Below are 11,747 nucleotides of genomic sequence, written 5' to 3' on the forward strand. Positions count from 1 at the left end.
GCCGTCGCGGCCGGCGGGCGCGTTCGCCATGGGCCTCGGACCGACGGCGGCTCCATGGCCCGCTTCGCCGCCTGCCGGTTCGTCCGCAGCGGGGGGCCGCGCCCGGATGCGCGCCTCCGGATCGGCATGGCTGGACAGCGATCCGCTCGTCTGGTCCGCACCGTGCATGCCCGTCTCCGCCGCTGGTCCGCAGCGGGCGGACCATGTTCTGCAGCCGGCGTCGGGGCCCGGCTAAGCTCAGGACCCCGCTAGATCCCACAGGCCATGATGCCGTGGCATTCCGGCACCGGCCAGCTTCCTCGGTTCGATCCCCCGCGCGGTCCAGCTGCCATCCGGCGGCAATGGCTGCGCGCTGGCCGCCGGAGACCTCCGCCTTGCCGCTCGGGCCATGTACGCCCCCCCTTTTTCCGGCGCCCCGGATCGCGGCTGGCCGCCGCCGCAGGACCCAATGTTTCCGCGGTTCCGCCCTGCCCCGGCAGGCACGCAGCGCGCCGCCACCGCGGAAACATGGATAATGATCGTTGCATGGCGTTCGGAGAGCGACATTCCAGAGGTTCCGCCTCCCGGGCTAGCAGGTCGCAATGGGCAATTCCGCCGGTTTGAGCCCTGCAAGATCAGCTCCGAAGGGGAGGCAACATGACAGAAACATACGCGAACGGGCCATGGGTGATCCTGGGATTGCTCGTCTACATGGGGCTGCTGCTCCGAATCGGCTACTGGGCCTCGAAACGGGTCGCCGACGAGGCGGACTTCCTGGTCGCCGGACGGCGGCTGGGCGTGCCGCTGATGATCGGCGCGCTGGTCGCGACCTGGTACGGCGCCGGGACGACGATGGGCGCGGCCGGCATGACCTATCTCTTCGGCATCCAGGGCGTGATCTTCGACCCGTTCGGGGCCGCGCTCTGCCTGCTGCTGCTGGGCCTCGTCTTCGCCCGGCTGGTGCGGCGTTCGCGCTTCATGACCCTGGTCGACTATTTCGAGTCCCGCTATGACCGCAAGGTGGCCGGGCTTGGCGCGCTGGTGATGCTCTCGGCGGAAATGGGCTGGATCGGCGCCCTGCTGGTCGGGTTCGGGGCGATCATCCAGTTCTTCACCGGCATCCCGATCGCCTGGGGCATCGGCCTGTCGACTCTGGTGCTGGTGGCCTACACCTATCTCGGCGGCATGTATGCCGTGACCCTGACCGACGCGCTGCAGATGTCGATCATCACCGTCTCGATGATCGCGATCCTCGTCATCATCATGGGCCAGCCCGAAGTCGGCGGCTGGGACTACATCTTCGCGAACAGCCCGGCCAGCAACTGGATGGGGATCAACCAATGGGACTTCCTGCCGACCCCGGCCTCCCATGCCGATCCCGAGCTGCAGAATGCCGGCTTCTACTACTATACCGGCCATATGGGCTGGTTCTACTGGGCGGCCGCGATCCTGTCGATCGGCGTCGGCTCGATCGCCGCGCAGGACGTCAACCAGCGCCTGATGTCCGCCAGGAGCGAGAACGCCTCGGTCGTCTCCGCCTGCGCCTCCTCGGTCGTCTACCTGGTCATCGGCATGATCCCGGTGATCCTCGGCATGGCCGCCTACAAGCTCTATCCCGACCTCTCGCTGGCAGACGTGCAGGGCAAGCTGCTGCTGGTCATGGCCGCAGACTACCTGCCGCTTGCGATCGTGATCATCTTCGCCTGCGGGCTGGTCGCGGCGCTGATGTCCTCGGCCGCCGCCGCGACGCTCGCGGGGGCCGCGATCATCGGCTACAACGGCTCGAAATTCGTCCGCCCCGGCATTTCCGAGACCCAGTCGCTGAAGCTGACCCGGCTCTTCGTGCCCGCGGTGGCCGGCGTGTCGCTGATCCTCGCGCTGTGCTTCGAGACGATCTACAACCTGATGGTCGCTTCCTGGACGCTGCTGCTGGTGTCGATGTTCGTGCCCTATGCGGCGGGCTTCTTCTGGAAGCGGGCCAATGCCTGGGGCGCGCTCGCCTCGATGGCAGGCGGGTTCCTCGGCTGGCTGGCTGGCTATTTCGCCTATCTTCCGCTCACCTCGGCGGCCAATACCGGCGTCTATCCGGGCGTCGAGGGCGTCTATTTCGAATGGGCCCATTGGGACGCGCTCTACATCTCGTCGATCTGGGGGCTGATCTCCTCCGTCGTGCTGATGGTGGCGGTTTCGCTGGCCACGGCCCGCATCGCCCCGCCGAAGCCGCTGTGCGATGCCGACGGCAACCTGCTGGACACGCGGGGCTGGTTCGGCCTGTCCTTCGGCAAGTCCCGCGGCGCATATTCCCGCGCCTGATCCCGACCGCCGCAACGAAGAAGGCCACCTGCGCGAGCAGGTGGCCTTTTCCGTTTGTTCCGGCCGGCCGGCCGGATCAGCGCGGGATCCGGCCGGGCTTTTCCAGCGGCCCGAGCGCATCGAGATAGTCCGAGCGGAACCCGTCCCGGTAGACCTCGAAGCGGTGGCCGCAATCGCGGAAGGACTTGAGCGGCTGGCCCATGTTGAGGATGCCGCGGCGGCGCTGGCGCCGCACGGCATCGAAATCGATCTCCAGCGGGAACATCTCCTCCTGCACGCAGCCGTCATGCAGGATGCGGCCCGCGGGATCGATCACCCGCGAATAGCCGTTGCCCCCCGCCAGCAGCCCGTTCACCGCGAAGACGTAGCACTGGAACATCGGCGCGGTGGCGGTGGCGATCTGGATGTCGGCATGGCGGTCCACGAAGCTCGCCATCACCGGGTTGACGATCGCCTCCGCGCCCATCGAGACCAGCTGCCGGGTGAGTTCAGGGAACCAGATATCGTAGCAGATCGACAGGCCGAAGCGGCCCGCGCCCGGCACGTCGAAGACGCAGGGCTCCGTCCCCGGCTCCACCCCGGCCTCGTAGGGCGCGAAGGGAAACATCTTGGAGTAGCGCGCGATCACCGTCCCCGAAGGATCGATCACCGGCGCGGTGTTGTAGACCCGGCCGCCGCGCGCCTCGAAATACGACCCCGGCAGCAGCCAGACGCCGTAGTCCCGCGCCATGGCGCAGAAGGCCTGCTCGATGCTGCCCCCCGCGGGCTGGGCGGCGTGATGCGCCGGGCCGGTGGCGGCCAGCTCGCTGTAGATCACCATCTCCACCCAGGGGTAGAGATGCATCAGGATGCCCAGGCGCTTGCGCATCTCGGGTATGTTGTCCTGCATGCCGATATGCATCTGGATGCCGGCAACGGCAAACTTGCTCATGTCCTCGCTCTCCCGCGTCTGCGCGCGCTTTCTGTTGGAAATTGGCGGGGCCGCTCAGGGCGCTGCATCCGCGACCGGTCCCAGGAAACGGGCCCCGGCATCGGTGTATTCGACGTCGAAGGCGGACGGGGCGAAGCGCCCGATGCTCCAGGTCCCCGCGCGGCCGCTGCCGAAGCGCAGCTCGACGCTTTTCCGGAGGGGCCGGTAGAGCGCGGTGAAGACCGTGCCGAAACCGCCGCGGTAATTCGACGAGCGCAGCGGCGGGCGGGCGAAGGCGGCGGCCAGATCGGCGGCGCCCGCGCGGCCGGTGCCGTCGAGCTGCGCCAAGAGCCGGGCGCGATCCAGCGTCGCCGAGATCCGGCCGTGGCGCGGCCATTCGACGGCAAGCTGGTGGTTGGCCGCCCAGGGCTGGCGGGCGATGATCGCCGGGCGGTCCGGCGCGAGGAAGGCGGTGGCCCAGCGGCCCGACGCGTCGATCGCGGTGACGTTGTAGGACATGTGGCAGGGCACGAGGCGCAGCGCCTCCAGCGCATCCTGCGTGTCGCGGCAGGTTTCCAGCACGTAGCGCATGATCAGCGGGATGCCGAAGCCGCGCCCCGCCACCACCCGCCCGCCGAAAGTCAGCGAGATCGCCAGACCGTCCGCGTTCATGCCGTCGGAGAGGCCGGCCAGCCCCTCGGCCATGCCCATGACCGGCCTGCCGCGCCAGCGCGTGGCCAGCAGGACGGCCTCGTTCAGGGCGGGGTCGAGATCGTAGTTGCGGATCAGGAACGGCCCCTCGGCATCGACCGCCACCGCCTGCGAGCAGCTGACCAGGTAGCGCGGCGGGCACCAGAAGCCGAGGAATTCGGCGAAGACCGGGTCATCCTCCCGGAAGGCGGCGAGGCGGCCGAGCAGGCGCTCCATCTCGGGCAAGTGGCGGCGCAGCGCGCGCAGCCCCGCACCGGGCGACCGGTCCTGGCTGCCGCCGCGGGCCTCGAACCAGCTGCGCCAGCCGTGCCAGCCGCGCCGGACGATCCCGCCGAAGGCGGCGCCGGGGGCGTCCTCGCGGAGCGCGCGGAACCGGCGCTGCAGCCGGTAGGCCCGGGACGGGCAAAGGTCTGGGCTGGTCATCGCGGCACTCGGCATTCCGGGGTCGGGGCCGGGACGGGCCGGCGGCCCGCCCCGGAGGCCGCGCCCCGGCGGCAGGGCACGGGGCGCGGGACGGGCTCAGAACCACTTGCCGGCGTCGATCTCCGCCGGAGCGGCGGCCGGGGCGGCCGGAACCAGCGGGATCGACTGGAACTGCGCCTTGATCCCGGCATTCCAGGCCTTGGCGCGCTTGGTCAGGTTGCGCTTGCCGGTCTGCATGCGCCCGCGGGCCAGGATGCATCCCAGATCCGCCCCCTGGTAGCAGTAGTCGCCGGCACCGTAGACCTGCAGGTAGAAGGCCTCGTTCTCGTCCGCCACCGAGGTGACGTTGAGCGCTGGCCGAACGAAAGCCGCCGTGCCGTCCTCCTGCAGCCGCCAGATGCCCGATTGCGGCGCGCCGGTGATCAGCTCCACCTTGTCCTCGGTCTGCTTCAGCACCAGCTGGGTCCAGGTATCGTAGTCGCTCCAGCGCGCCTGCACCTCGGCAAGGTCGATGCGGTAGTCGACATCCAGGTGCTCCAGCAGGTGGAACAGGAAGAGCGGGCAGCCGCCATAGGTCGAGGTGATCAGGTTTGTCGGCGGGGTCACCCCCGAGACGCGCGGGTTCAGCTCGCCCAGATAGACCTCGTTCGTGTCGGTATCGAGAAGGAAGTCGAGGCAGAAGACGCCCTTGTAGCCCTCCCTGTAGAGCCGGTCGCCGAACTTGCGCACCATCTCGGCGGCCTTTTCCGGCACGCCCTCGGGCAGCAGCTCGGGCGCCGCGTCATTGCCGCACCAGCCGCCCTTGTAGGGGGTGACCTCGGCGAAGCCGGTGATGTCGGTCATCACCGGGCCGACCAGCGTGCCGTGGCGCGTGGCGCAGCCCTCGATCGCGCCGGGGATGTGGTTCAGCCGCTTCATGACCTTCAGGTCCTGGCCGACGATCTTGGCCGCATGGCGGTCCCAGTCGCGGCGCGCGCGGATGAAGAAGGTCGTCCTTCCGCTGTCGCCATAGGGCGTCTGAACCACCAGGTCGCGGCCCAGCCCGGCCTCCGCCGCGAGGGCGAGCAGCGCCTCGTAGCTGTCCGCGGTGCCCATGACATTGGGCGCCGATGCGACGCCCGCCTCGTTGCCCAGCTCGGTGGTGACGATCTTCGAATCCAGCCGCTCGCGCAGCGCCGCCGGGGCCAGCGCCACGTCGAGCCCGGCCGCCTCGCAGAGCCGCTCGGTCTCGGCGTCGAACATCACGAAGACCGCCTTGCCGCGCGGCCGGGTGCGGATCCGGTCGAGGAACTGGGGATGAGAGACCAGGTAGTTTGCCACGTCCTCCATCGAGCGGAATTCGTCATGCGGGATGCGGGCGGGCACGAAGGCGCGCGGATGGCCGCCCTCGAAAATGTCGAAGTAGTTCACGTATTCCAGCCCGCCGACCCACTGGTCGAGCCCCAGCAGCGAATAGGGCGTAGGGGTGACGACATAGATCGGCGTGGTGTTGCGGCGCAGGTAGGTGAAGATCTCGGACAGGCCGTCGAGCTTCTTCCTGCGGCCTCCGTTGGGTCTGGGCTTGGCCATGGGGTCCTCGGCAGGTTGGCGGGCCGCGCGGCGCGGCGGCGGTTCAGGAAATGGCGGGGGAAAGGATGTGCTTGATGCCCTGGTAGCCGGAGAGACCCCAGGGACCGAGCTCGCGGCCGATGCCGCTCTGCTTGAAGCCGCCCCAGGCGCTGTCGGGATAGACCGCCTGGGGGGTGTTGATCCAGACCTGCCCGGCCTCCAGCCCGTCGGCCAGGCGCTTGGCGCGCTCCCAGTCGCCGCTGACCACGGTGCCGGCCAGGCCGAATTCGGAGGCGTTGGCGACGGCCAGCGCCTCGGCATCGCTTCCGACCGACGTGGTCGCCAGCACCGGGCCGAAGATCTCCTCGGTCCAGATCCGGCTGGAGCGCGGCACGCCGCGGTAGATCGTCGGCGCGATGAAATTGCCGCCGTCCATATCCGGCGCGGTGCCGCCGGCGATGCAGTCCAGCCCCTCGGCGCGCGCGGCCCCGAGATAGTCCAGCACCTTGAGGTACTGCGCCCGGGTGGTGATCGGCCCCATCTCCGCGCCGTCGAAGGGGTTGCCGGTGACGATGGCGCGGGCGGCTTCGGCCAGCGCCTCGAGAAGCGGCGCCTCGATCGCCCGGTCGACGATCAGCCGTGAGGTGGCCGAGCACATCTGCCCGGCATTGAAGAAGATGCCGCCGGCGATGCATTCGACCGCCTGGTCGATATCGGCATCGGCCGTGACGATGATCGCCGACTTGCCGCCGAGTTCCAGAGACACCGGCAGGCAGCGGGCGGCCACCGCCTTCATCACCGCCGCGCCGGTCATGTTCGAGCCGGTGAAGGAGATCTTGCGCAGGTCCGGCGCGCGGGTCATCGCGATGCCCGCCTCGGCGCCGCCGGTGACGATGTTCAGCACGCCCGGCGGCAGGCCAATCTCCTCTGCGATGTCGCCATAGGCCAGCTCGGCCAGAGGCGTCATTTCCGAGGTCTTCAGAACCGCTGTGCAGCCCGCGGCGAGCGCCGGGGCGATCTTCCAGGCGCTGGTGACCAGCGGGAAGTTCCACGGCACGATCAGCCCCGCCGGACCCAGAGGCTCGCGGCGCACCAGGCCGAAATGCGCGCCGCCCCCATGCGCCACGCGGGCATCCTGCGCGGCGTCCAGGCCCTCTGCCAGATCCGCGTAATAGGCGAAGCACGCCACCGCGTCGTCGAGGTCGATCCCCGCCTCCGCCTCAGGCTTGCCGTTGGCGCGCATCTGCAGCGCGACCAGCACCCCGCGGCGGCGCGACAGCCCCTCGGCGAAGCCGCGCAGGAACCCGGCGCGGCGCGCGCTGCCGGCGGCCTTCCAGCCGGGAAAGGCCGCGGCGGCATGGGCGGCGGCCTCCTGCACGTCCTCGGCATTGCCCGCGGGAAGGTCCGCGAAGGCCCTGCCGGTGGAGGGATCGACGGCGGCCAGCCGTCCGGTCCCGCGCCCGGCCTTCCAGGTGCCGCCGGAATAGATCGAAGTTTCGCGCTGGATCGGGCTGTGATGCGTCATGGGGGTCCTCGTCATGCTGGCGGCGGAAATGGCGGCTGGGCCCGCCGGAAAAAATCACGCCGCTCCGAAGTGTTGCCGCGACCGGCGTCGATGGATGCAGCGCTGCCGCGGCGGTATCACCGAGAAAAGCCGGCGTATGACCTCGGCGGGCCGCCGGTTGTCGCGGCGCCGCGATGGGCGAGGGTCGGGGAAATTCGAAACCCGATTCGCAAGAGTGGACCATGACCTTTGCCGCGACATCCCTGAAGGACGTCACCTTCTTCCCGTTCTGGCTCGACAATCCCGACGCGCCGCCGGTCGAGCCGCAGCTGATCGGCCGCACCAGCGCCGATCTCGTCATCGTGGGCGGCGGCTTCACCGGGCTGTGGGCGGCGATCCAGGCGAAGGAGGCCGATCCGGGCCGGGACGTCGTCCTGATCGAGGCCGGCAAGGTCGCCTACGGAGCATCGGGGCGGCCGGGCGGCATCGTCTCCACCTCGATCATGCACGGGCTGCACAACGCGGCGCGGCTCTTTCCGGAAGACATCGGCGAGTTGGAGCGGCTGGGGCAGGAGAACATGCAGGGGCTGCTGGGCACGCTCGACCTGTTCGGCATCGACGCCCACAACACCTGGGGCGGCGAACTGACCGTCGCGGTGGGCGACGACCAGGTGGAGAATGTCCGCGCCGAATACGAGCTGCATGCCGAACACGGCCACGATGTCGAGTTCCTCGACCGTGACCAGGTGCAGGCGCAGGTGAATTCGCCGCTCTATGCCGCCGGGTGCTGGAACAGGAAGCTTTCGGGCACCGTCCATCCGGCCCGGCTGGTCTGGGGGCTGAAGCGCGCGGCGCTGGAGCTGGGCGTGCGGCTGCACGAATTCACCCCGATGGAAAGCCTCGAGCGGGTGAACGGCGCGATGGAGATCAAGACCCATGACGGTCTGGTCCGGGCGCCGAAGGTGCTGCTGTGCACCAATGCCTTCGCGGCCGGCCACCGCAAGATCAAGCAGCGGGTCGCCGGCATCCGCGACCGGATCATCGCCACCGAGCCGCTGAGCGGAGAGCAGCTGGCAAGGATCGGATGGAACAGCCGGCAGGGCGTCTACGACACCCGGACCCAGCTGAACTACACGCGGATGACCAAGGACAACCGGATCATCTTCGGCGGGCGGCTGACCTACTATCACGATGGCACCAACAACACCGACCCGGCGGCCGAGCGGGTGGTCGACCCCTATCTGCGGCTGGCGGAGGCGTTCCACGAGACCTTCCCGCAGCTCGACGACATCCGCTTCAGCCATGCCTGGTCGGGCCCGATCGCGCTGACCACGCGGATGGCCGTGCATTTCCAGGAGTACCACCAGGGCGACGTGATCTGGGCGGGCGGCTATTCCGGCTTCGGCATCTCCACCAGCCGCTTCGGCGCGCGGGTGGGACTCGCGAAGCTCGACCGTGCCGACCTGCCGGAGCTGAAGCTCGATTTCGCCACCACCATGCCGAACCGGATCCTGCCGGAACCCTTCCGCTGGATCGGCTCGAAGATCACGCTCTACGCGCTCGACACCGCCGACGAGAAGGGCGGCTGGCGCAGGCCGTGGCTGAAGCTCGTGGACGCGATGGGCTTCCCGCTGTCCTGAGCGGTCAGCCGCTCCGCTCCGGGTGCGCCGCGAGAATGGCGTCGCGCACCGCGGAGACCCGCTTGTCGGTTTCCATGTCCGAGCGCAGCGCGACCGTCATGTCGAGCGAATAGTTGAACTCCTCGGGGCGGATCTGCCGGACCTGGCCGCTGTCCTCCCAGCGCTGCGCATAATGCGTCGGCAGGTAGCCGATATGGGTGCCTGCGAGAATGAAATAGGCGATCCCCTCCATTGTCCAGGAGGCCGCCGAGGTGGTGGGCGGTGCCGAGAAGCGGATCGTCTGCGGCAGCGTGTAGCCGCGCGTGACCCAGTCGGCCTCCTCCACCGCCGACAGGTCCACCCCGTGCGGCGCCGCGTCGAAGAACGGGTGGCCGAGGCCGCAATAGACCGCGTGCTCCTCGTCGAAGAGATGTTCGTAGGAGAGGCTCGGCGTCTTGGTCCCGAACCAGGACACCGCGATGTCGGCATCCTTCTTCAGCAGCGCGCCTTCGGTGGCGCCGGGCGCGAAATGGTGGATCTCGAACTGCAGGTAGGGATGGTCGGCGCGCAGCCGGTGCAGCGCCCGCGTCAGATGCGCCCGCGGATTGGTCAGGATGTCGTCGAGCAGCGCGATCCGCACCGTGCCCACCAGGTCGTCCTGGGTCGCCTCGATCCGGTTGATGAAATCCCCCAGATCCCGCAGCAGCTTGTAGGTCGACTGCAGCACCACCTCGCCCTGGTCGGTCAGCGCGAAGCCCGACCGGCCGCGTTCGCACAGCCGGAATCCCAGCCGGATCTCCAGGTTCGAGATCTGCGTCGAGATCGTCGAGGCCGCGACGTTCAGCCGGTCCTGCGCGGCGGCAAAGCCGCCGCTCTCCGCCACGGCCACGAAGACCCTCAGCAGGTGGATGTCGGCGTCCCGGACCTTCTTCAGCATGGCGATACCGCTACTCGCGTCGATCTACGACATGAATACTTCCATGATTTTTCGTCCGAGGCAAAGCCCGTAGCTCACCGGTACCGGCCGCAGTGCGCGCCGCACAGAACTCCAGCCTCCCGGAAGGAACTCCGAATGTCGATCCACACTGTCTTCCACATCGTGCCCGAAGGCGCCGAGAACATCGCGCTGGAGCCCTGCTCCGTGGTTCCGCCCGAGGCCGTGATCGACGGCACGCCCGTCGAGCAGGGCGCGTTGATCCACGAATCCGCCGACGGCAAGTTCATTGTCGGCGTCTGGGAAAGCACCCCCTATGCCGAGGCCTTCGACGGCTATCCGGGCGACGAGTTCTGCCACGTCCTGTCGGGCCGGGTCACGCTGACCGACGCCGCGGGCAACGCGAAGACCTTCGCCGCCGGGCAGTCCTATTTCGTGCCGAAGGGCTTCGAGGGGACCTTCCGCGTCGAGGAAACCATGCGCAAGTACTACGCGCTCTACCTGGGCTGACGCGCCATGGGTATGACCGGAATGTCCTTCAACAAGCCGCTCGGCGGCAACGAGATGCCGCGCTTCGGCGGGCTGCCGACGATGATGCGGCTGCCCCATCACGCCTCGGCCGCGGGGCTCGACGTCGCCTTCGTCGGCATCCCGATGGATATCGGCACCTCGAACCGCTCGGGCACGCGCTTCGGTCCGCGCCAGGTGCGGGCGGAGTCGGCGATGATCCGGCCCTACAACATGTGGACCAAGATCTCGCCCTTCGACTCGCTGAACATCGGCGACATCGGCGACATTGCCATCGACACCTTCGACCTGAAGAACTCGGTCCGGCTGATCGAGGAGGCCTATGACGAGATCCTGTCGCATGGCGCCATCCCGATGGGCATCGGCGGCGACCACACGCTGACCTATCCGATCCTGCGGGCGATGCGGAAGAAGCACGGTCCGGTCGGGCTGATCCATGTCGATGCCCATGCCGACATCAACGACCTGATGTTCGGCGAGAAGATCGCCCATGGCACGCCGTTCCGGCGCTCCTTCGAGGACGAACTGCTGGACCCGTCCCGGGTGGTGCAGATCGGGCTGCGGGCCACCGGCTACGAGGCCGGGGATTTCGACTGGCCCCGGCAGCAGGGCTGGCGCGTCGTGCAGGCCGAGGAGATCTGGTACAAGTCGCTGGCGCCCCTGATGGCGGAGGTTCGCGCGCAGATGGGCGACGGGCCGGTCTATGTCAGCTTCGACATCGACAGCTTCGATCCGGCCTATGCGCCGGGCACCGGCACGACCGAGCCGGGCGGGCTGACCTCGCACCAGGGGATCGAGCTGATCCGCGGCTGCGCCGGGCTGGACATCGTCGGCTGCGACCTGGTGGAAGTCTCGCCGCCCTATGACCAGAGCGGCGCCACGGCGAACCTCGCGGCGAACATCCTGTTCGAGATGCTCTGCGTCCTGCCGGGCGCGAAGCCGCGGGACTGAGCCGCGGGCAAGGGGGCGGCGGGGCTATTTCCGCCGCTGCCTGCCGCGCCGCACGGCCCAGAGGGCGAAGCCGAGCACCGCGAGCGTCACGCCGCCGATCCAGGGCACGAAGGGCGCCATGTCCTCGTCGGTCAGCGGCCCCTCGCCGCCGGGCACGGCGATCCACACGATCGCGGCGACCACGGAGGCCGCCAGAAGGTAGCGCACCCAGGCCGGGCGGATGTTGCGCAGCTCGACCTTGTGCCGCCCCAGCGGGTCGCGGCCGAAGACGGGTCCCTGCCGATCCTTGTCTGCCGTCATTCAACTCTCCTGTCAGATGCAGAACTA

The 11,747-nt window shown here is 69.0% G+C and carries 10 protein-coding genes; 4 read left to right on the forward strand and 6 right to left on the reverse strand.

Annotated elements, in window-relative coordinates; translation table 11 throughout:
- The first annotated feature begins 636 nt into the window (after positions 1-636).
- Positions 637-2,292: a hypothetical protein gene (locus HCC78_RS20670; protein WP_172330696.1), complete on the forward strand. Its 1,656-nt coding sequence runs from the start codon at positions 637-639 to the stop codon at positions 2,290-2,292.
- A 76-nt stretch (positions 2,293-2,368) separates the two neighbouring features.
- On the opposite strand, the gene HCC78_RS20675 is transcribed toward HCC78_RS20670, so the two are convergent.
- The 4 genes from HCC78_RS20675 to HCC78_RS20690 form a co-directional block, all read right to left on the reverse strand.
- Positions 2,369-3,223, reverse strand: coding sequence for a carbon-nitrogen hydrolase family protein (locus HCC78_RS20675; protein ID WP_172330697.1), 855 nt, complete (start codon positions 3,221-3,223; stop codon positions 2,369-2,371).
- Between the two features lie 54 nt (positions 3,224-3,277).
- Entirely contained in the window at positions 3,278-4,336 is a 1,059-nt protein-coding gene (locus HCC78_RS20680; RefSeq protein WP_172330698.1) for a C45 family autoproteolytic acyltransferase/hydolase, read from the reverse strand.
- A gap of 96 nt (positions 4,337-4,432) precedes the next feature.
- Positions 4,433-5,905 (reverse strand): biotin carboxylase, encoded by a 1,473-nt coding sequence (locus HCC78_RS20685; RefSeq protein ID WP_172330699.1) that lies wholly within the window; start codon positions 5,903-5,905, stop codon positions 4,433-4,435.
- A gap of 43 nt (positions 5,906-5,948) precedes the next feature.
- Positions 5,949-7,409: an aldehyde dehydrogenase family protein gene (locus tag HCC78_RS20690; protein ID WP_172330700.1), complete on the reverse strand. Its 1,461-nt coding sequence runs from the start codon at positions 7,407-7,409 to the stop codon at positions 5,949-5,951.
- A gap of 221 nt (positions 7,410-7,630) precedes the next feature.
- On the opposite strand from HCC78_RS20690, the gene HCC78_RS20695 reads away from it, so the two are divergent.
- Complete coding sequence (locus HCC78_RS20695; RefSeq protein ID WP_172330701.1) at positions 7,631-9,028, forward strand: FAD-binding oxidoreductase; 1,398 nt, start codon at positions 7,631-7,633, stop codon at positions 9,026-9,028.
- 4 nt (positions 9,029-9,032) lie between these two features.
- Here HCC78_RS20695 and HCC78_RS20700 read toward each other — a convergent pair whose 3' ends face one another.
- Positions 9,033-9,944, reverse strand: a complete 912-nt coding sequence (locus HCC78_RS20700) for a LysR family transcriptional regulator (protein ID WP_172330702.1) — start codon at positions 9,942-9,944, stop codon at positions 9,033-9,035.
- Positions 9,945-10,079: 135 nt separating this feature from the next.
- Here HCC78_RS20700 and HCC78_RS20705 point away from each other — a divergent pair, with 135 nt between their 5' ends.
- Positions 10,080-10,451: a cupin domain-containing protein gene (locus HCC78_RS20705; protein ID WP_172330703.1), complete on the forward strand. Its 372-nt coding sequence runs from the start codon at positions 10,080-10,082 to the stop codon at positions 10,449-10,451.
- 6 nt (positions 10,452-10,457) lie between these two features.
- Entirely contained in the window at positions 10,458-11,420 is a 963-nt protein-coding gene (gene speB, locus HCC78_RS20710; protein WP_371743875.1) for an agmatinase, read from the forward strand.
- A 24-nt stretch (positions 11,421-11,444) separates the two neighbouring features.
- Here the strand turns inward: speB and HCC78_RS20715 are convergent, their stop codons facing one another.
- Complete coding sequence (locus tag HCC78_RS20715; RefSeq protein ID WP_172330704.1) at positions 11,445-11,720, reverse strand: hypothetical protein; 276 nt, start codon at positions 11,718-11,720, stop codon at positions 11,445-11,447.
- Between the last annotated feature and the right edge of the window lie 27 nt (positions 11,721-11,747).

Source organism: Mangrovicoccus sp. HB161399, assembly GCF_013184745.1.
In the GTDB taxonomy this organism is placed as follows: domain Bacteria; phylum Pseudomonadota; class Alphaproteobacteria; order Rhodobacterales; family Rhodobacteraceae; genus Mangrovicoccus.